The organism is Mesorhizobium sophorae, from assembly GCF_002270415.1.
Taxonomy (GTDB): Bacteria; Pseudomonadota; Alphaproteobacteria; order Rhizobiales; family Rhizobiaceae; genus Mesorhizobium; species Mesorhizobium sophorae.
This window is the reverse complement of sequence record NZ_NNRI01000017.1, coordinates 226,960-247,139: the sequence shown is the minus strand read 5'-3', so window position 1 is coordinate 247,139 and position 20,180 is coordinate 226,960. Positions and strand designations below refer to the sequence as shown.

Here is a 20,180-nt window from a genome sequence, read left to right as displayed (position 1 = left end):
GGTCCCGATTTCAAATAACGGCGGTCTTACTGTACCGTCTGGACGGTCTTGTCAATTGGGCCTAAGCTTGCGATGGGAGGGGCCATGAAAGCTCCAAGATCGAATTCGCGCGAGAAGATTCTTGCTGCGGCGGCGGACGTCGCACGAGAATCCGGGCCCGGCAGCCTGTCGCTGGAAGCGGTCGCCAGCCGCGCCGGCGTATCGAAAGGTGGGTTGCTCTACAATTTCCCGACCAAGGCCAAGTTGATGCAAGGACTGGTCGAGGGCTATTTGCGTGACTTCGGGCAAGCGCTCGAAACCGCAAACAGTGCCGACAAAGGCAAAAACCCACTCGCCGTCTACATCACGCTGTCGGCAAGCGATTGCGAGGAGAAGCGGCCATCGGCATCCTGGATCTTTTCGGCGATCGCCGAGGATCCCGACTTCATGACGCCGATAAAGACGTTCAAGCAGCAGCTTTTCGAGCGGCTGAAAGGCGAGACGCCGGATCTGAAGTCGCTGCTGGTCTGCTACCTGGCCATAGAAGGGCTGCGCAGCATGAGCCTCTTCGATGCGGATGTCCTTTCGAAAGACGAACGGCAGTTGCTGGTGTCGTCCCTGCTTGAGATTGCGGGGTCGCCGCATACCCGCGAGGACATCGATCAGGGCTGATCCAGGAAGGCCTTGCCGGTTGCCGGGTCAAACAAGCGAAGCGCTGTCTCATCGAAGGCGAAGCTGCATGTTTGGCCCTTGGCAAGCCGGGTCCGTGGCGGCAGGCAAGCCGTCAGCCGCTGTGCACCGATGCGGGCCGTGGTGACCAGTTCGGGTCCGGTCAGTTCGACGACCTCGATCTCAACGGGCAACGACAAGTCCGTCGCAGCACCGGACGTCGCGCGAAGCGCTTCGGGCCTGATGCCGACGACGACCCGTGCGCTGTCACGGGCCGAGTTTCGATAGCGTGCAGGCACGGGTATCCGCACGTCGGTATCGGCAATGGCCAGCTTTCCGTCGGCGACGACCGCCTGCAGCATGTTCATCGACGGCGCGCCGACAAAGCCCGCGACATAGAGTGTCGCCGGCTGGTCGTAGATATCTTCGGGCGTGCCGAGTTGCTCGATCCGGCCGTCGCGCATCACCGCGATGCGGGTCGCCAGCGTCATTGCCTCGATCTGGTCATGGGTGACATAGACGATCGTGGTCTGCAGCATCTGGTGCAGGCGCTTCAGTTCGGTCCGCATTTCCAGGCGCAGCTTGGCGTCGAGATTGGACAGCGGCTCGTCGAACAGGAAGACCTGCGGCTTGCGCACGAGCGCCCGGCCAATGGCGACGCGCTGGCGCTGACCGCCGGAAAGCTGGCTGGGCTTGCGGTCCAGCAAGGTCTCGATCTGCAGCAGCTTCGCCGCTTCGTGTACCGCCCTGTCGCGCTCTTCGGCGGCAACCCCGCGCATCTCCAATCCGAAGCCGATGTTGCGGTGGACGGTCAGGTTCGGATAGAGCGCATAGGACTGGAAGACCATGGCGATATCGCGGTTCTTGGGATGAACGCCAAGGATCGAGCGGCCGCCGATCAGCACATCGCCGCTGGTCGCCTCGGCCAGCCCGGCGATGATGTTGAGCAGCGTCGATTTTCCGCAGCCCGAGGAGCCGAGCAGCACCAGGAATTCGCCGCTCTGCAGCGCGATGTCGATGCCTTTCAGCGTCTCGACACTGCCGTAGCTCTTGCGGATGTCGCGGATTTCAAGCGCGCTCATGTGTGGATTCCCTGAACTGCATCGGCCCACCATAGTTGCGGGGCAAGGTGGAAATCGCGCGCGACGCCACATGCGTCGCGGCGGAGAGACAGGCCGACAGCGGCTGCTCCTGCGCCAGTGCAGCGAGGAAGGCGGCGTTGAAGACATCGCCGGCGCCGATCGTGTCGACCACCCGGACATCGGGCGCGGCGGCTTCGACAACTGCGCCGTCCGGGCCGATGGCGATGGCGCCCAGCGGGCCGCGCTTGACGACGAAGGTCGCGCCTTCCCTCATGCTCGACCGGAGCGCGCGGGCCGCCTCCACAGGGCTCTGCGTTCCGGCCAGGGTCACGGTCTCGACCTCGTTGAACAGCGCCAGTTCGCAGCGCGACAGCCATGCGCGGGTGGCCGTGCAATTGGCCTCGGTCCAGCCATCGATCGGCCAGCCGGTGTCGAGCGCGACCGCAATGCCGTTGCTGTCCGCCCAGTCGAAAAACGCGTCGTAATGGCGTGTGAGATCGTCGGTCAGGAAAGAGCCGCACAACAGCGCGTAGCCGCCCGAGAGCGCCCTGCCGTCGAGCATGGAAAACACATCGCCGAGGCCGAAGCGCGGCAGATGTCCGCGTGTGGTGAAGAAGGTCCGCTCTCCGTCCGGGTGGGTCATGCCGACGGACAGCGTCGTGCCTTCAGGGCGGACCGGCCATTTCTCGGCGCGGCGGCCGAAGGCCTCGCGAAGCCAACGGCCGAACTGGTCGTCGCCGACATTGGCGGCAACGGCGAAATCGACGCCTAGCGCGTCCCAGGCCAGCGCGCTGTTGCCGGCCTGACCGCCGACGCGCAATTCGTCGTGGTCGACGACGGTCTCAGTTCCGGCGACAGGCCACGGCGCTACCGGGCCGACAATCAGGTCGACGTTGACGTTGCCGATCACCGCAAGCGGACGCATCACTCGCTCCTGGTGATCTTGGTCGAGCGAACCGGCGTGCCGGCATTGTCGATACGGGCATCGGCGAAAGCGATCATCAGGCGTTGCGCTAGAGGCAGCATGGCGAAGATCGCGGCCATACCGGAAGCCGGTTTGAAGGAAAGCGTCACGGCTCCTGCGACTGGCATTTGCCCGGACGAATCGAAGACGACGAGCGGTGCGCCGGCCTCGACCACGGACATGGCCATGGCGGTCACCAGATCCGATGTCGGGTCGTTGCCGCGAAACAGGATGACGCCGATGTGCGGGCCGAGCATTTCCATCGGCCCGTGACGCAACTGGCCGCCCTCGAGTGAAAAGCACGGCAGGCGCGACAGTTCGGTGAGGCCAAGTGCCAGCGCTTCGGCGAGACCTTGCAACCGGCGGCCCGAGGTGACGATGGCCGTCGCTTCGGCCAGTGCTGCGAGCGCCTGTGTGATGTCGTTGTCTTGTGGCTGATCCAGGGCGTCAAGCGCGGCACTCGGATCCTCGCCGAGTGCCGCGAGGATCGCCAGATGCAAAGCGAAGGTCACGGTGAGGCTGCGGGTCGCGGCAAACGCCAGTTCGGTGCCGCCGGCGCCGACCAGGCAAGGCACCGTGCGAGCCAGGAACGAATCGCCTTCAAGCGTCAGGCCGAAAACATCGGCGGTGCTGCCAGCCTCCGAGAACCATCTGACGACCTCGGCGCTCTCACCGGACTGTGAGGTGACAAGCACCGTCCTGCCGGCCAGCGGCAGCGGTTGGCCGAGTTGCTCGGAAAGCGGCAGTGCCAGCGCATCGATGCCAAGCGCGCGGTAGAGCGGCTCGACGGCGCGGCCGACGGCATGCGAGCCGCCCATGCCGAGCAGCAAAAGGCGCCCGCTCTGCCGGATCGAGGCGGCGACCTTTGCCGCCATGGCCGCGTTGCGTTCGAACGACGCGATCGCATCGGCATGCTGGCGCGCCATCTCGCGGTCGATCGCCATGAGCCCGGCGGGGCGGCTCTTGCCAGTGGTCATCGTCATCCTTTCACACCGCCGCTGGTCAGTCCGGAGATCAGCGCTCGCTGCATGACCAGGCCGATCAGCACAGGCGGCAAGGCTGCCAGCACGCCGGCAGTAGCTATCAATCCGTAGTCGGAAACACGGCCGCCGGCCAAATCGGCGATGGCGACGGTCAGGGTCTTGGCGCGCTGGTCCGAGGTGAACAGCAGCGCATAGAAGAATTCGTCCCAGGCAAGCAGCACGGCAAACAGCGCCGATGTCGCCATCACAGGTGCGGCCAGCGGCAGCGTTATGATGCGCAGCGTCTGGAACAGGCCGGCGCCGTCGATCATTGCCGCCGCCTCGATTTCGCGTGGGATCGAGTCGAAACCAGACTTCATCAGCCAGGTGGTGAAGGGCGCCAGAATGGTCAGGTAGACCAGCGCCAGGCCGAAGACATTGTTGAGCAGGCCGAGATACGACAGGCCCATATAAAGCGGCACGGCAAGCGCCACCGGCGGCAGCATGTAGGTGGCGATGACCATCGACAGCGACCAGCCGATCGACGGCGTGCGCGAGACGGCCCAGCCGGCCGGGATCGCCAGCGCGAGCGCCGCGATGGTGGCCATGCCGGCAATCTCGAGGCTGTTGCGCAACGATGAGGTGAAGGCAGCGCCGGCGCTGTTTTCGGCGGTCGACAGCAATTGCCCGTAGCGCGAGAAGTCAGCACTTTGCGGCCACCAGCGCAGCGGCTTGGCGGCAAGGTCGGCGGCCGGCGAGATGCTCATGATGAACAGCCAGGCAAGGGGCGCCAGGATGACGGCTGCGAGCAGCAAAGCGCAGGCATGGATGAAGATGGTGAAGGCCGGGCTCTGGCGTTCCATCAGGCGGCACTCCCGGCGGTCTTGCGCACCAGCGCCGCATAGGCGACGGCCAGCACGGTGACGAGCAAGGTGACGATCAGCGCCAGCGACGCGCCGGATCCGGCGCGCTGGAAGGAGAAGGCCTCCTGGTAGACGAGGATCGACAGCGTGCGCGTGCTGTTGGCCGGGCCGCCGCGGGTCATTACCCAGATGATGTCGAAGACCTTGAAAGCCTCGATGGTGCGCAGCACCAGCGCCACCATCAGCGGGCCGGCGAGATAGGGCAGGATGACGAAGCGGAAGCGGTTGAAAGCCCCGGCGCCGTCGACGAGCGAGGCGGCGGTGATGTCGCGCGGCACCGCCTGCAGCGCGGCCAGCGCGATCAGCGCCACCAGCGGAAAGTTCTTCCAGCAGTCGGCGACGATCAGCGCCGCCAGCGCGGTGCCCGGCTCGCCGAGCCAGGAACGGTAGGCATCGATGAGGTGCATTTGTGTGAGGGCAGCGTTGAGCGCGCCATATTCGGGATTGTAGATCAGCCGCCACAGGGTGGCGTTGACCACGGTCGGCAGCGCCCAGGGCAGGATCATCAAGGCGCGCAGGATGGCGCGGCCATGAAACTGCTGATTGAGCAGCAGTGCTGCGAGAACGCCGATCACCATTTCGGCGGCGACCGAAATCACCGCGAAGAGTGTCGTGGTGACCAGCGTGCGCGAAAAATTCGAGCTGGACAGCATGTTCGCATAATTGTCGAAGCCGACGAAATTGCCGCCCGTGCCGACAAGCTTGGCGTCGGTGAAGGAAAGCCCGACGGTATCGGCCAGCGGCCAGCCGATGACGGCGACCATGACCACGAGCAGCGGCAGCATCAACAGCCATGCACGGGTTGTCATCCAGGTGCCCGACATCGGAGCAGCCTTTCTTCGTTCATCTTTGATCTGGACATAACATGGGCGGCACAAGGCCGCCCATGTTGAACGACAACAGTGCTCAGAGGCCGCTGTTTTGCGCGGCGGTCTTCAAGGCGTCTTCCGGTGACGACTGGCCGAGAAGCGATTCCTGGATCGCCTGCTGCAAGGCGGTCGACAGCTCCTGGTATTTCGGCGTGGTCGGGCGCGGATACATCGCAGCCAGGCCGAGCTTGGCGGCGGCGATCAGCTCTTCCTGGCCCTTGGTCACCGCCGGGTCGTCATAGGACGACGCCCATATCGGCAGCGAGAGCTTGGCATACTGGTTTTGCGTCGCCTGCGAGGTCATGAATTCAATGTATTTCCAGGCTTCGTCCGGATGCTTGGAGACCGCTGTGACGCCAAGGCCCATCGAGCCGTTGACGGCCGACACCTCGCTGGTGCCACTGACGCCTGGCGCCGGCACAACGCCGACCTTGCCCGCCACCTTGCTGTCCTTCGGATCGTTGGCCATGTTGTACATGTAGGTCCAGTTCAGCGCGAAGGCGGCGTCACCGTTTTCGAAGACCTTGCGCACGTCCTCTTCCAGGAATTCCTTGGAATTGGGATTGGTGAGGCCCGACTTGTAGCTGTCGACCATGTATTTCAACGCCGCGACGCCGGGGCCATTCTGGAAGTCCGGCTTGCCGTCCTTGAGGAAGTCGCCGCCATAGGCACTGACCAGCGTGGCGTAGTCGCAGATCGCGGCCTCGGCCTGCGACCAGCTCCAGGCGATCGGTGTCTTCAGCAGGCCCTTGTCCTTGATGATCTTGGCCTGTTCGCCGAGTTCTTCCCAGGTCTTCGGCGGCGCCTTGATGCCGGCCTTCTCCAGGATATCCTTGTTGTAGAACAGGTATTTGGTGTCGAGGATCCACGGCATGCCGTAGTACTTGCCTTCATACAGGACCGTGGTCCAGGCGCCGGGCAGCACGCCCTTCTTCATGTCGCCGGTGATCTTCGACGACTCATCGACCAGCACCTTGTTGGTGGCGTATTCGGCCGGCCAGATGACGTCGAACAGCACGACGTCGTAGCCACCGCCCGAGCCCTGCGCGAGCACGGTCTTGTCGTGCAGGCCCTCATAGGGGACGAATTCGAGATTGACCTTGATGTCGGGATTGGCCTTCGTGAAGGCGTCTGTCATGGCGCGTACGTCAGCCTCGCTGTAGGCGGCCTGCGCCATGAAAAGCGCATTGATGGACGTTTCGGCGAAAGCATGGGGAACGAGCAATCCTCCGACAAAGACTGCGCCCAAGAGTGTCTTACCGATCGATTTCAGCATCTTCTTCTCCCATTTCCGATGTTGGCGGGCGGGCGATATATGCGTTGCCTTCCCCGGATTGATGTCACGTGACCCAATGGTCCCCGACCGTGGGCGGCGCCCGGCACAAAGCCCTGGCCGTCTTTTTCTGCGTCGGTTTGCTATTAAGTCAATTCGCTTGACTTAATTAGTCGATCAATATCCTAATGGAGTCAAGAGGGAAACGCCGGTGGACGATATCAGCCCGATCCGCGCCAAGAGCGGCACCAACCAGGAAGGCACGAGCGCGCACAACCGTCGTGTCATGATCGAGGCGCTGCGCCTCAATGGCGCCCTGTCGCGCGCCGACCTGGCGCGGGCGACCCAACTCACCAAGCAGGCGGTCTCTAACATCATCGAGGATCTCGAAAGCGACGGCCTGGTCATTGCCCTCGAGGCGGTGCGCAAGGGCAGGGGCCAGCCCTCCACCCCTTACAGACTGGTTCCCGAAGGCGCCTTCGCCATCGGGCTGCAGATCGATCGCCACCTGACGCGGGCGGTCGCCGTCGACCTGGTCGGCAGCGTGCTGGCGCGAGCCGAGGCCAACCTGCCGTTCGATGAGCCGTCGAAGGGCGTCGAGGTGATCCTTGGCCTGGTCGGCGGCGTCCGGCGTGAGCTATCCCAGATGTCCGCCCAATCCGAAGAGAGGCTCGTCGGCCTCGGCGTCGCCATGCCGGGTCCTTTCGGGCTGAAGAATTCGGACGATAAATGGATGATGCCGGCCTGGCAAAAGTTTCCGCTGCTGGAGACGCTCGCCGAAGGCACAGGCCTGAATGTCAGCTTGCAAAATGATGCCGCCGCCTGCGCGACGGCGGAGCGCATCGTCGGTGCGGCGCATGGTGTCGATCACGCGGTCTGCCTCTACGTCGGTTACGGCATCGGCGCCGGACTGATCCTGAACGGCGAGCTCTACAGCGGCGGCTATGGCAATGCCGGCGAGATCGGCATGGCGCTGCTGTCGCCGGCCGGCCCCGGCTCGACGCCGCTCGAACATCGCGCGTCGCTGGCCTCGCTTTACCAGCATCTCGGCCTCAACCCGGCCGACGACGACATCTACCAACAGATGAACGGCCTGGTCGCGGCCGAGGATCCCAAGATCATTGCCTGGATCGATGGTGCGGCGCATGATCTACGCTGGAGCGTGCATCTCATCGAAACGATCTTCGATCCGCAGACCGTCATCCTGACCAGCGGAGCGCCGGAAGCGCTGGCCCGCCGGCTGGTCGAGGCGATGCATCCGCTGCTGCCGTCGATCGCCGACCGGCCGGAGCGGAATTTGCCGCGCCTGCAGCTCGGCACCACCGATCCCTGGTCGATCGCGCTCGGTGCCGCCGCGGCGCCGATCAGCCGGGCCTTCGATCCGCTGTTTTCGGCGATCCTGAAGACGCGGTCGCGCGGCGCCTGACAGCGTCGGCCGCCAGGTTTTTCGCCTGAAATGTCCTCGGAAGTTGTGTTCGATATCGTCACACAGGGTTCATTGTGCGGACATAGCGTTCGTCCCGGTTCTTTGCTGCAATGCAATAGGAGTGGGACATGGTGGACATAGTTTCTAGTGAGGCGGGCATTCCGAGACCGGATCATCCGCTGCACAATTCGGGTAGCGCGAAGTGGTTCCTGCCGGCTTTCGGCGTGCTGGTGCTCGTTGGCGTCGTCTATGTCGGCTATGCGCTCAGCCAGGATCTGGCCGAGGCCAAGACCGTGCCGTGGATCCTGCTCGGCATTGCCTTGCTGATCGCGCTCGGCTTCGAGTTCGTCAACGGCTTTCATGATACCGCCAATGCGGTGGCGACGGTCATCTACACACGCTCCATGCCGGCCGAGTTCGCGGTCATGTGGTCGGGCGCTTTCAATTTCCTCGGGGTTCTCACCTCCAGCGGTGCGGTCGCTTTCGGCATCCTGTCGCTGCTGCCGGTCGAGCTGATCCTGCAGGTCGGCTCATCCTCCGGCTTTGCCATGGTGTTCGCACTGCTCGTCGCCGCGATCCTGTGGAACCTCGGCACCTGGTTCCTCGGCCTGCCGGCGTCGAGCTCGCACACGATGGTTGGCTCGATCATCGGCGTCGGCCTCGCCAACCAGTTCATGGCGCCTGCCGGCAGCGCCACCAGCGGCGTCGACTGGTCGCAGGCGACCAATGTCGGCATCACCTTGCTGGTGTCGCCGATCATCGGCTTCTTCGCGGCGGCGATCCTGCTTTATGCGATGAAGCTGCTCGTGCGCAATCCGGCCCTCTACGAAGCGCCGAAAGGCAACACGCCGCCGCCATGGTGGATCCGCGGGCTGCTGATCTTCACCTGCACCGGCGTCAGCTTCGCGCACGGCTCCAACGATGGACAGAAAGGCATGGGCCTTATCATGCTGATCCTGATCGGTGTCGTGCCGACGGCCTTTGCGCTGAACCGGACGCCCGACATCAACTATCTCGAGGCCTACAAGTCGGCTTCCGTCAGCGTCGAACAGGCGCTGGGCAAATATGTCAAGCCGGGCGTCACCGTCACCGACGCCAAGGCCGCCGTCCAGGATGCCGTGCGCACCCGGACCTGGAACGACCAGACGACGGTCGCGCTGCAGACCTACATCCACAACACGACAGCGGGCCTGCAGCCCTATGCCACTGTCGACAACGTGCCGACCGATCTGGTCAGCAACGCCCGCAACGACATCTACCTGATCGGCGAGGCACTCAAGCTGATCGACAAGAAGAAGTTGCTGGCGATGGAGGCGGCCGATCTGAAAGCGGTCACCGACTATCACAAGGCGGTCGACAACGCGACGAAGTTCATCCCGATCTGGGTGAAGGTCGCCGTTGCCCTGGCGCTCGGCCTCGGCACCATGGTCGGCTGGAAGCGCATCGTCGTCACAGTCGGCGAGAAGATCGGCAAGAGCCATTTGACCTATGGCCAGGGTGCCGCCGCGGAGCTTGTCGCGATGGTGACCATCGGCATGGCCGACCGGCTAGGACTGCCGGTGTCGACAACGCACGTGCTGTCGTCGGGCGTTGCCGGAACGATGGCGGCCAACGGTTCGGGCCTGCAATGGTCGACGGTGCGCAACCTGCTGCTTGCCTGGGTGCTGACCTTGCCGTGCTCGATCACGCTCGCCTTCGTGCTGTTCATCGTCTTCCGCCAGGTGTTCTAGAGCGGACAATCAGATGTTGAAATGAAAACGGCGCCGGTTTCGGCGCCGTCTTTCGTTTGGGGTAGTCTGGCTTATTTCAACGCGGCCGAAGGCCTTGGTCTGCAAAACTGTGAAATTTGGCGTGCGCCTCGTCAGAGGAAGGCGCAGCAATGACCTCAGGTCGGATCCTCGCGGTGCAGATCGTGGATGGCGACGCCTTCGACATTGGTCGGCAGGGTCAGCCACTGGCGATGGCGCAGCGTGCGCTGCGTGTCCTCCAGCCCCATCTCCCAGTGCTCGCGCATCGAGGTGCCGGAGAATTCGTAGTCCTTGGCGTGACCTTCATAGCCTTTGTGCTGGTAGATCAGGTGGACGATGTTGACGACGCCGGCCTGCGAATAGTCCTCGATCAGCTCTTTTTCGCCATCCTTCAACAGTTCGGCGGGCACGCGCTTCAGCGCCTCGAGCAGCTTCATCTTCAGCGCATGGATGCGCTGGAAATTGTCGGTGTTCTGCCGCGTGCGGCTGGAATACATGATGTCCTTGTGCCGCGACAGCACGTCGGCCATGCCGCGTGGCAAGGTGCCGCGCGCGCTGAACAGGTCGACCTGGAACACCAGCGATGAGCGGTCTTCCTCCTGGTCGAGCAGGTATTGCAGCGGCGTGTTGGAGACGATGCCGCCGTCCCAGTAGTATTCGCCCTCGATGCGGATCGACGGGAAGGCCGGCGGCAGTGCGCCGCTGGCCATGATATGCTCCGGTTCGATGCGCACTTTCTCGGTGTCGAAATAGACGAAGTTGCCGGTCCTGACATTGACCGCGCCGACGCTCAGCCGCTTCTTGCCGTCGTTGAGGATATCGAAGTCGATCAGGCTTTCCAGCGTCTCCTTCAATTCGGCCGTGTCATAGAAGCTGGTGGCGCCTTCGGCTCCCGGCTGTTCGAACCAGGGATTGGGATTGCGCGGCTTGAAGAAGCCGGGCTGGCCCATGGTCATCGTCATCCACGAACTGGTGCGGTTGCGGATGTCGCGGTAGATGTCGCCTTCCGGCGTAAAGGCCCAGATCTTGCGGCCCGAGATCGTCTGCCAGAACTGCTCGAGACGCTGCAGGCGGCGGCTTGATTCATTGCCGGCGATGATCGCCGCATTGATGGCGCCGATCGATACGCCGGAAAGCCAGCTCGGCTCGCAGCCGGCGTCGGCCAGTGCCTGATAGACCCCGGCCTGATAGGCGCCGAGCGCGCCGCCACCCTGAAACACCAGCGCGATACGGTCATACTGCGCCGAGATTTCCTCAATGGTGGCGGTGGCCTCCTTCTTGCGATTGCGTTCAAGCACGAATTTTCTCCGGCTGGGTTGCGCTGATCTCGGAGTGGTTGCGATCAGCAAGGTAGTCGTAAACCACCTCGCCCAGCCCGAGCGTCAGATCGGCGGTGAAATGAACAGCCGATACGATGTCGAGCACCGGCAACTTCGCCACGTCGGCCATGACATGGGGCCGCAGATCGAGTGCCGCGGGCGCCGTCCATGCCTCCTTCAGCGTGATATCGGTAAGGTAGTAGCGAACCAGCTCGCAGATGCGCGGCGTGCCGTCGACATGCGGGATGATCTTGACCAGGAAGTTGGGAGCAGCCAGCGAGGCAAGCACGGAATCGTGATCGGCCTCACGGTGCTTGTAGCCCATGGTGCCGGTGGCGCACAGAACGCTGCCATAGTGCAGCGTGCCGACCACCACTTCGCCCTCATGCACGATCTTGGGGCTGGCCAGCTTCTTGGGAAATCCCCACAGTTCACGCCCGCCGGCGATGGGCGCGTCGTCGTCGAGATACATCGAATGAACGTAGCCGCCGTGCTGGCCCTTGTAGCGCACCGGGATCACCTGGCCGGTCTCGGTATAGTCGCCGAAGCCAGTTGAATCAGGCATGCGGATGAATTCGTACTTGACCAGCGGCTCATCGATCTCCAGCGGCGCCGGCACGACGGCCTCGAGCGCCTCGCGCGTCGTGCGGTAGGTGATGATGACGTATTCGCGATCGAAGAAACGATACGGCCCCGGAGGGAAGGACGGATTGGTCAGCGGCATCGCATAGGCGCGCTTGACGACATCGGCGATTTCCAAGCTGCACCCCCAAGGTCTTTTACAGGCAAAATTTCGTCAGGAATGACCGCGCGAATGCGCAACCGATTATGTTGCACGGCACCATGACAGTGCCGTGTCACCCCGGCGACAGCGGTTTCGAAGGGACAGGAGCCATGTTCCAGCGGTGTCGTCAGGCTGTAATCGCATCGACACATGGCTCTGCCATTGTCATGCTGCGATGCACAATTATATGTCATGTTCCCTCCCACCTCGCGCGAGATCACCATGGGTTCCCTGTCTTCGAAGAATGCCCTCGTCACCGGCTCGACCAGCGGTATCGGCCTGGCAATAGCCCGCGCCTTTGCCGCTGAAGGCGCAAACGTCACCATCAACGGGCTGGGCGATGCCGCGGCAATCGAAAAGGAGCGCGCCGGCATCGAGAAGGATTTCGGCGTCAAGTGCCGCTACTCCGATGCCAACATGATGGACGGCGCGGCGGTGAGCGCCATGGTGCATGAGGCCGAGGCCGCGTTCGGCAGCCTCGATATCCTGGTCAACAATGCCGGCATCCAGCATGTCGCGCCGATCGAGGACTTCCCGGACGACAAATGGGAAGCCATCATCCGCATCAACCTGCTCGCCGCCTTCTATGCGATCAAGGCCGCGCTGCCCGGCATGAAGGCGCGCAAATGGGGCCGCATCATCAACACGGCCTCCGCGCATGCGCTGGTCGCTTCGCCGTTCAAGTCGGCCTATGTGTCGGCCAAGCACGGCATTGCCGGCCTGACCAAGACGGTGGCTCTCGAGACAGCGCTTGACGGCATCACGGTCAATGCGATCGCGCCAGGCTATGTCTGGACGCCGCTGGTCGAAAAGCAGATTCCCGACACGATGAAAGCGCGCGGCATGACCGAGGAACAGGTCAAGCACGACGTGTTGCTGGCGGCGCAGCCGACCAAGGAATTTGTGACCGTCGACGAACTTGCCGCGCTGACGCTGTTCCTGTGCTCGGATTCTGCCAAGCAGATCACCGGCACGACCTTGCCCATGGACGGCGGCTGGACCGCACAGTGAGGATGGTCAAGGCGTTTCGTTTGCCGGCTGGTGTTGCCAGGCTTCAACATGAAAGCCGCCAGCAGGAAGCATCCCGGCCAGGTCCATGAAAGTCATCCAGATATCCGATCCCCATCTGATGACGCCGGGCGGTCTTCTTTACGGCTCCAATCCGCTCTCCAGGTTGCAAGCCTGCCTTGCCGACATCGGCGCCAACCATGCCGACGCTGATCTGGTGGTGATTTCCGGCGACCTGACCAATGACGGCGAGCGCCCCGCCTATGCCGCGCTGAGAGAGAGTCTGACAAAATTCGGTCCGCCCTGCCGGCTGATGCTCGGCAACCATGACGACCGGGCACTGTTTCTCGAGATGTTCCCGCAAGCCACCGCCGAGCGCGGCTTCGTCCAGAGCGTCGTCGATGGCGCTCATGGCCGCCTGATCCTGCTCGACACGCTGGACAGCGGACGTGTCGAGGGCAAGCTATGTGCAGCGCGTCTCGACTGGCTCGATGAGCGGCTGCAAGAGGCCTGCGATCGGCCGGTCTTCCTGTTCATGCACCATCCGCCGTTCCGGATCCACATCCCCGAGCTCGACCGTGTCATGCTGGTCGACGCCGATGCCTTGCATGAGGTTCTGCTACGCCACGGCAATGTCCGCCACATCTTCGCCGGACACGTCCACCGGCTGATCGCCGGCAGCTGGCGTGGCATTCCCGTCAGCACGTTGCGCAGCACCAATCATCAGACCGCGCTGGATTTCTCGGAGGGCTGGAGCCTCGGCCACGAGCCACCTGCCTATGCCGTGATCCTGATCGATGCGGGTGGGGTGATCGTGCATTTTCACGATTTTCCGGTGCCGACGGCTCCATAGCCTGAAGCGTCGAGAGGCGTGGCGCAGCGATCGCCACGACCGGTGGACAAGCTACCCAGAATCCGTGTGCCGGGAGGCACGCAGCCATGCCAGTGTGTTGTCTGCGCAACCCGCTGCGCGGCCCCGCTTTGGTGGGCTGTTTTGGGTCACGCGGAGCCTCCACAATGGGGCGCCAAAAAAACGACAAGTATGCACATTAGTCTTGACAGAAATACATATGTTCAATACCGGTCAGGCAGTTGAATAGCCTGCATTATGGGAGGAACGAGCGGTATGGCTTCCAATGTTTCGTTGACGGGCCTTGCCCGCGATCTCGAGGAGCGCGCCAGGTCGGGCAAGCCCATCCGCATCGGCCTGATCGGCTCCGGCGAGATGGGAACCGATATCGTCACCCGCGTCGCTCATATGTCCGGCATCGAGATCGGCGCCATTTCCGAACTGAACCTGCCCGCCGCCAGCAAGGCGGTGGATATCGCCTTCCAGCAAACCGGCCATGCGCGCGAAGTGTCGAACGCTTCGGCGATGACGGCGGCGATGGAGGCCGGCAAGGTCGCGGTCACCAATGATGCCAGCCTGGTCATCGACAATGACCTGATCGATGTCGTCATCGACGCCACCGGCGTTCCGGCGGTCGGCGCCGAGATCGGCCTGCGCGCCATGGAGCATGGCAAGCATCTGGTGATGATGAATGTCGAGGCCGACGTCACCATCGGTGCCTATCTGAAAAGCGAGGCAGACAGGCTTGGCGTCACCTATTCGCTGGGTGCCGGCGACGAGCCGTCGTCCTGCATGGAGCTGATCGAATTCGTCTCGGCGATGGGCCATCCGATCGTCGCCGCCGGCAAGGGCAAGAACAATCCGCTCAACATCGACGCCACGCCCCCCGACTATGAGGAGGAGGCCGAGCGCCGGCATATGAATGTGCGCATGCTGGTCGAATTCGTCGATGGCTCCAAGACCATGGTCGAGATGGCGGCGATCGCCAATGCCACCGGACTGGTTCCGGACAAGCCCGGGATGCACGGCCCAGCGGCGACGCTTGGCGAACTGTCCAAGGTCCTGGTGCCGCAGAAGGACGGCGGCGTGCTGTCGAAGGTCGGCGTCGTCGACTACTCGATCGGCAAGGGTGTCGCGCCTGGCGTCTTCGTCGTCGCCGACATGTCGCACCCGCGCATTTCGGAGCGCATGGAAGATTTGAACATGGGCAAGGGTCCGTATTTCACCTTCCACCGCCCCTATCATTTGACCTCGCTCGAAGTGCCGCTGACCTGCGCCCGTGTCGTGCTCTACGGCAAGGCGGATATGGTCCCGCTGGCGAAACCAACGGCCGAAGTCTGCGCGGTGGCCAAGAAGGACATGAAGCCGGGTGAGAAGCTCGATGCCATCGGCGAATATTGCTACCGCGCCTGGATCATGACGGCGCTGGAGGCGCGCGCCGCCAAGGCCATTCCCTGCGGCCTGCTGCAAGGCGGCTCGGTGACCCAGCAGATCAAGAAGGGCGAGCTCATCACCTATGCGAATGCTGCTCCCGCGCCAGGCTCCAAGATCGCCGAATTGCGCGCCCGCCAGGACAAGCTCGTCTACGGGTCCGTGGGAGCCTGACCATGGCCGGAGCCAGCAAAGCCGTCGCCGACAGTCGCGCCAACCTGCCCTTCGTCTATCGACAGTACAGCGCCGAGCAGCTCAGAAATGTGCTCTACAAGATGTACCTCATCCGGCGCTTCGAAGAGGGCGCGGAGGAGTGCTACACGCGCGGCCTCATCCACGGCACAATGCATTTGTCGATCGGCCAGGAAGCCAGCGCCATGGGCATCTGCATGCCGCTTGCCGAGGATGACCAGATCACCTCGACGCATCGCGGCCACGGCCACTGCATCGCCAAGGGCGCCGAGGTCAAGCGCATGTTCGCCGAGTTCTTCGGCAAAACCACCGGCTACTGCAAGGGCCGTGGCGGCTCGATGCACATCGCCGATGTCGGCAAGGGCAATCTCGGCGCCAATGGCATCGTCGGCGGCGGCATTCCGATCGCCGTTGGGGCAGCACTTTCCGCCAAGATGATGAAGACCGGAAAGGTCGTGGTGTCGTTCTTCGGCGATGGCGCCAACAATGAAGGCGCCTTCCACGAGGCGTTGAACATGGCCTCGGTCTGGAAGCTGCCGGTGATTTTCGTCTGCGAGAACAACGGCTACGGCATGTCGACTTCGACGGCGCGCTCGACCGCCGTCAAGAACATCGCCGAGCGCGCTGCCGCCTATTCGATGCCGGGTGTCATCGTCAACGGCAACATTTTTTCGGAGGTCGCCGAGGCGTCGTACAAGGCTGTCGAGCGTGCACGCGCCGGCGAGGGGCCGACGCTGATCGAATCCAAGACCTATCGCCATCGCGGCCATTCCAAGAGCGACCGCAACCGCTATCGTAGCAAGGAGGAGATCGAGGACTGGATGTCGAACCGCGATCCGATCACCCTGTTCGAAAGCGAGCTGCGCGAATTCGGCTTCATCGACGACAAGGGCATCGAGGCCATTCGCGGCGCGGTGGCACAGGAGATCGCCGACGGCATCGAGTTCGCCAAGGCGAGCCCGTCGCCGGATGTGCGCGACACCGGCAATTATGTCTATACGGAGCAGGCGTGATGGACGCGATGGTGCGTGAACTGAGCTACGCCCAGGCGATCCAGGAAGCCATGGCGATCGCCATGGACATGGACGAATGCGTCTTCCTGATGGGCGAGGATATCGGCGTCTATGGGGGCGCCTTCCAGGTGACTGGCGATCTGGTCGATCGGTTTGGCAGCGAGCGGGTGATCGACACGCCGATTTCGGAACTGGGTGGCGCGGGCATGGCGGTGGGCGCCGCCCTCACCGGCATGCGGCCGATCTTCGAGTTCCAGTTTTCCGATTTCGCCACGCTCGCCATGGAGCAGATCGTCAACCAGGCCGCCAAGATGCGCTTCATGCTCGGCGGCGAGGTTTCGGTTCCGGTGGTGATGCGCTTTCCCGCCGGCTCCGGCACAGGTGCCGCGGCCCAGCACAGCCAGAGCCTCGAGGCCTGGCTCGGCCATGTGCCGGGCCTCAAGGTCATCCAGCCGGCGACACCATACGATGCCAAGGGCATGCTGCTGGCCGCAGTCGCCGATCCCGACCCGGTGATGATCTTCGAGCACAAGCTGCTCTACAAGATGAAGGGCCCGGTGCCCGAAGGCTACTACACGGTGCCGATCGGCAAGGCCGACATCCGTCGCGAGGGCCGCGACCTGACCATCGTCGCCACCTCGATCATGGTGCACAAGGCGCTCGACGCCGCGGCGGCGCTGGAAGCCGAAGGCATCGACATCGAAGTCATCGATCTCCGGACCATCCGGCCGATGGACAAGCAGACCGTCATCGACAGCGTCAAGAAGACATCGCGGTTGATGTGCGTCTACGAAGCGGTCAAGACGCTGGGCATCGGCGCCGAGGTCAGCGCGATGATCGCCGAGAGCGAGGCGTTCGATTACCTCGATGCGCCGATCGTGCGGCTGGGCGGCGCCGAGACGCCGATCCCCTACAATCCGGAGCTGGAAAAGGCTGTCGTGCCGCAAGTTCCTGACATCATCGCGGCTGCGCGCGACCTCGTGAAAGGGGTTCGCTGATCGATGCCGACCGAAGTCATTCTTCCCAAGGTCGACATGGACATGGCGACCGGACAGATCTCGCGCTGGTTCGCCGAGGAAGGCGCCAGCGTCAAGAAGGGCGATGTGCTGTTCGAGATCGAGACCGACAAGGCGGCGATGGAGATCGATGCGCCGGCCAGCGGCGTGCTGCGTGACGTCACCGGGAAGGAGGGGATCGACATTCCTGTCGGCGTGGCTGTCGCCTGGATCTATGCCGACGATGAAATTTACGGGGCTGCTACGAAGCAGGACAAGGCGCCAATCTCCCCCCTCGTGGGGGAGATGTCGACGAAGTCGACAGAGGGGGGCGCTGTCCCACCTGCATCTCAGTCCGTCGCGCGCCCCTCTGCCCTGCCGGGCATCTCCCCCTCAAGGGGGGAGATTGGCCAATCGGCATCGGTCGCGCGTGCAACACCCTTGGCTCGTCGTCTTGCCCGTGAAGCTGGCCTCAACCTTTCAGCAATATCAGGCACCGGCCCGCACGGTCGCGTGGTGAAGGCCGATATCGACGCAGCGCTTTCCTCTCCCATCGAGGGGGGGGTGTCCGCGAAGCGGACGGAGGAGGGCGCCGCAGAAGACACCGCCCTGGCGCCGAGCACCGCCGAGATGACCCCACCCGACCGGCCTTTGGCCGGCCACCCTCCCCTCAAGGGGGAGGGGGACGTGCTGCGTCTGTTCGAGCAAGGCTCCTACGAACTCGTCCCGCACGACAATATGCGCAAGACCATCGCGCGCCGCCTAGTCGAGGCCAAGACGACCATCCCGCATTTCTACCTGACACTCGACTGCGAACTCGATGCGCTCTTGGCATTGCGCACGCAGATCAATGCGGCAGCCCCAGTCAAGAAGACTGAAAAGGGTGACGTGCCGGCCTACAAGCTGTCGGTCAACGACATGGTGATCAAGGCAATGGCGCTGGCGCTGAAGGCGGTGCCGGATGCCAATGCATCGTGGACCGAAAGCGCCATGGTCAAGCACAAGCATGCTGATGTCGGCGTTGCGGTGTCGATCCCCGGTGGTCTGATCACGCCGATCATCCGCAAGGCGGACGAAAAGACGCTGTCGACCATCTCCACCGAGATGAAGGACCTGGCCAGCCGGGCGCGCAGCCGCAAGCTGAAGCCGGAAGAGTATCAGGGCGGCACCACGGCGGTGTCCAACCTCGGCATGTTCGGCATCAAGGACTTTGCCGCGGTGATCAACCCGCCGCATGCGACGATCCTGGCGGTCGGCGCCGGTGAAGAGCGGGCGGTGGTCAAGAACGGCGAGATCAAGATAGCCACCGTGATGTCGGTGACGCTGTCGACCGACCATCGCGCCGTCGATGGTGCGCTGGGGGCCGAATTGCTGGTTGCTTTCAAACGCCTGATCGAAAACCCGATGGGCATGCTGGTCTAGGGCCCGCCGGCTCACCAAAGCCCTCGGGTGCCCCGAAGGATCGCAGGTCCAGGTGCAGCCATGAGGCACGTGGAACACTGGTTCCGCGGGCAGGTGTTGTTGTGCTGTGAGAGCATTCCGCGCGAAGCCGTTGCCTGATCGGACCGGGCATGCGCGCTGTCATCCACCAGTCATATGCGCCGTGCAGGGAGGGGAGACGGGAACCGGTCAAGGCGCCGGACCGCTCATGCACAGACAGACAGGAGGTCTCATGAAGACGCTATTCATCAAGCTGCTGGCCAGCCAGCTTGCACTCGCGGCAACTTTGTTTGCCGGCGTGGCCGGTGCTGAAACGTTGACGCTCTACACATCCCAACCGGAAGCCGATGCGGCCAAGACCGTGGATGCCTTCAAGAAGGCGCAGCCCGGTATCGACGTGACTATCTATCGTTCGGGAACGAGTGACATCCTGACCAAGATGGCAGCCGAATTCGCCGCTGGCAGCCCGCAGCCCGACGTGCTTTTGATTGCCGACGCGGTCAGCATGGAGCTGTTGAAGAAGGACGACCGGCTGCTGCCCTATCCCGAGGCAAAGCTGGACGGCATCGAGGCAGATGCCTATGACGCCGGCAAGACCTATTTCGGCAGCAAGCTGATCACCACCGGCATCGTCTACAACACCGCGGCGGCTGAAAAGCCTGCGCATTGGGCCGATCTGGCCAAGCCGGCCTATGCCGACGGCCTGGTCATGCCGAGCCCGCTCTATTCGGGTGCGGCCGCCTACCTGCTCTCCGGCTTCGTCGGCGACACCAATTATGGCTGGGATTTCTTCCAGAAGCTGAAGTCCAACAACACCGTCAGCGTGCGCGGGAATGGCGCCGTGCTGAAGTCGGTGGCCAGCGGCGAGAAGCCCTATGGCATCCTGGTCGACTTCATGGCGATGAACGCCAAGAAGAAGGGTTCGCCGGTCGAATTCGTGTTCCCTAGCGAAGGCGTGCCGGCGGTGACCGAACCGGTCGCGATCATGAAGACGGCCAAGAATGTTGACGGCGCCAAGAAGTTCGTCGACTTCATTCTTTCCGATGAAGGCCAGAAGCTAGCGCTGTCCATGGGCTATCTGCCGGCGCGCGCCTCGGTCGGCCGCCCCGAATGGATGCCGGAAGGCGTCAAGGTCAAGGTGATGCCGTTCGACACCAAGGCCATCGTGGCCACCACCGACGCCGACAAGGCGAAGTTCTCGGAACTGTTCGGCGGCTGAGCCCGACAATCGCGGCGGGATGCCCTTTAAGCGG

General features: G+C 63.4%; 18 protein-coding genes. 10 read left to right on the top strand and 8 right to left on the bottom strand.

The window, feature by feature from the left end; genetic code table 11:
• The first annotated feature begins 84 nt into the window (after nucleotides 1-84).
• Entirely contained in the window at nucleotides 85-651 is a 567-nt protein-coding gene (locus CGZ66_RS25620) for a TetR/AcrR family transcriptional regulator (RefSeq protein ID WP_095089256.1), read from the top strand.
• On the opposite strand, the gene CGZ66_RS25615 is transcribed toward CGZ66_RS25620, so the two are convergent.
• From CGZ66_RS25615 to CGZ66_RS25590, 6 genes are all read right to left on the bottom strand, one after another.
• Nucleotides 642-1,730, bottom strand: a complete 1,089-nt coding sequence (locus tag CGZ66_RS25615; protein WP_095089255.1) for an ABC transporter ATP-binding protein — start codon at nucleotides 1,728-1,730, stop codon at nucleotides 642-644. The genes CGZ66_RS25620 and CGZ66_RS25615 overlap by 10 nt on opposite strands.
• Nucleotides 1,717-2,655, bottom strand: coding sequence for a PfkB family carbohydrate kinase (locus CGZ66_RS25610; RefSeq protein WP_095089252.1), 939 nt, complete (start codon nucleotides 2,653-2,655; stop codon nucleotides 1,717-1,719). Before CGZ66_RS25610 ends, CGZ66_RS25615 begins: the two co-directional genes overlap by 14 nt.
• Complete coding sequence (locus tag CGZ66_RS25605; RefSeq protein ID WP_095089250.1) at nucleotides 2,655-3,677, bottom strand: SIS domain-containing protein; 1,023 nt, start codon at nucleotides 3,675-3,677, stop codon at nucleotides 2,655-2,657. The genes CGZ66_RS25610 and CGZ66_RS25605 overlap by 1 nt, the downstream gene beginning before the upstream one ends.
• The gene (locus CGZ66_RS25600; RefSeq protein ID WP_095089248.1) at nucleotides 3,674-4,519 is read right to left on the bottom strand and encodes a carbohydrate ABC transporter permease; all 846 of its coding nucleotides are present in this window, start codon (nucleotides 4,517-4,519) and stop codon (nucleotides 3,674-3,676) included. Before CGZ66_RS25600 ends, CGZ66_RS25605 begins: the two co-directional genes overlap by 4 nt.
• Nucleotides 4,519-5,403, bottom strand: a complete 885-nt coding sequence (locus CGZ66_RS25595) for a carbohydrate ABC transporter permease (RefSeq protein WP_095089246.1) — start codon at nucleotides 5,401-5,403, stop codon at nucleotides 4,519-4,521. The genes CGZ66_RS25600 and CGZ66_RS25595 overlap by 1 nt, the downstream gene beginning before the upstream one ends.
• Before the next feature lie 82 nt (nucleotides 5,404-5,485).
• Entirely contained in the window at nucleotides 5,486-6,724 is a 1,239-nt protein-coding gene (locus CGZ66_RS25590) for an extracellular solute-binding protein (RefSeq protein WP_095089244.1), read from the bottom strand.
• Between the two features lie 208 nt (nucleotides 6,725-6,932).
• Between CGZ66_RS25590 and CGZ66_RS25585 the strand changes: the two genes are divergently transcribed.
• Both CGZ66_RS25585 and CGZ66_RS25580 read left to right on the top strand, forming a co-directional pair.
• Nucleotides 6,933-8,147 (top strand): ROK family transcriptional regulator, encoded by a 1,215-nt coding sequence (locus CGZ66_RS25585; RefSeq protein WP_095089242.1) that lies wholly within the window; start codon nucleotides 6,933-6,935, stop codon nucleotides 8,145-8,147.
• A gap of 128 nt (nucleotides 8,148-8,275) precedes the next feature.
• On the top strand, nucleotides 8,276-9,877 hold the full coding sequence (locus tag CGZ66_RS25580; RefSeq protein WP_095089240.1) for an inorganic phosphate transporter: 1,602 nt from the start codon (nucleotides 8,276-8,278) through the stop codon (nucleotides 9,875-9,877).
• Nucleotides 9,878-10,032: 155 nt separating this feature from the next.
• Here CGZ66_RS25580 and CGZ66_RS25575 read toward each other — a convergent pair whose 3' ends face one another.
• Nucleotides 10,033-11,193, bottom strand: a complete 1,161-nt coding sequence (locus tag CGZ66_RS25575) for a patatin-like phospholipase family protein (protein WP_095089238.1) — start codon at nucleotides 11,191-11,193, stop codon at nucleotides 10,033-10,035.
• A complete protein-coding gene (locus tag CGZ66_RS25570; RefSeq protein ID WP_095089236.1) occupies nucleotides 11,186-11,974 on the bottom strand; it encodes an acetoacetate decarboxylase in 789 nt (262 codons plus the stop codon). The genes CGZ66_RS25575 and CGZ66_RS25570 overlap by 8 nt, the downstream gene beginning before the upstream one ends.
• A 246-nt stretch (nucleotides 11,975-12,220) precedes the next feature.
• On the opposite strand from CGZ66_RS25570, the gene CGZ66_RS25565 reads away from it, so the two are divergent.
• From CGZ66_RS25565 to CGZ66_RS25535, 7 genes are all read left to right on the top strand, one after another.
• The gene (locus tag CGZ66_RS25565) at nucleotides 12,221-13,009 is read left to right on the top strand and encodes a 3-hydroxybutyrate dehydrogenase (RefSeq protein WP_095089598.1); all 789 of its coding nucleotides are present in this window, start codon (nucleotides 12,221-12,223) and stop codon (nucleotides 13,007-13,009) included.
• An 85-nt stretch (nucleotides 13,010-13,094) separates the two neighbouring features.
• Nucleotides 13,095-13,859 carry a phosphodiesterase gene (locus CGZ66_RS25560; RefSeq protein WP_095089234.1) on the top strand — a complete coding sequence of 255 codons (765 nt, stop codon included), beginning with the start codon at nucleotides 13,095-13,097 and terminating at the stop codon, nucleotides 13,857-13,859.
• A gap of 273 nt (nucleotides 13,860-14,132) precedes the next feature.
• On the top strand, nucleotides 14,133-15,461 hold the full coding sequence (locus CGZ66_RS25555; RefSeq protein ID WP_095089232.1) for an NAD(P)H-dependent oxidoreductase: 1,329 nt from the start codon (nucleotides 14,133-14,135) through the stop codon (nucleotides 15,459-15,461).
• A 2-nt stretch (nucleotides 15,462-15,463) separates the two neighbouring features.
• A complete protein-coding gene (locus CGZ66_RS25550) occupies nucleotides 15,464-16,492 on the top strand; it encodes a thiamine pyrophosphate-dependent dehydrogenase E1 component subunit alpha (protein WP_095089230.1) in 1,029 nt (342 codons plus the stop codon).
• Nucleotides 16,492-17,490, top strand: a complete 999-nt coding sequence (locus tag CGZ66_RS25545; protein ID WP_095089228.1) for an alpha-ketoacid dehydrogenase subunit beta — start codon at nucleotides 16,492-16,494, stop codon at nucleotides 17,488-17,490. The genes CGZ66_RS25550 and CGZ66_RS25545 overlap by 1 nt, the downstream gene beginning before the upstream one ends.
• A 3-nt stretch (nucleotides 17,491-17,493) precedes the next feature.
• Nucleotides 17,494-18,909, top strand: a complete 1,416-nt coding sequence (locus tag CGZ66_RS25540; RefSeq protein ID WP_095089226.1) for a pyruvate dehydrogenase complex dihydrolipoamide acetyltransferase — start codon at nucleotides 17,494-17,496, stop codon at nucleotides 18,907-18,909.
• A gap of 250 nt (nucleotides 18,910-19,159) precedes the next feature.
• A complete protein-coding gene (locus tag CGZ66_RS25535; protein WP_095089224.1) occupies nucleotides 19,160-20,146 on the top strand; it encodes an ABC transporter substrate-binding protein in 987 nt (328 codons plus the stop codon).
• The last annotated feature ends 34 nt before the right edge of the window (nucleotides 20,147-20,180 follow it).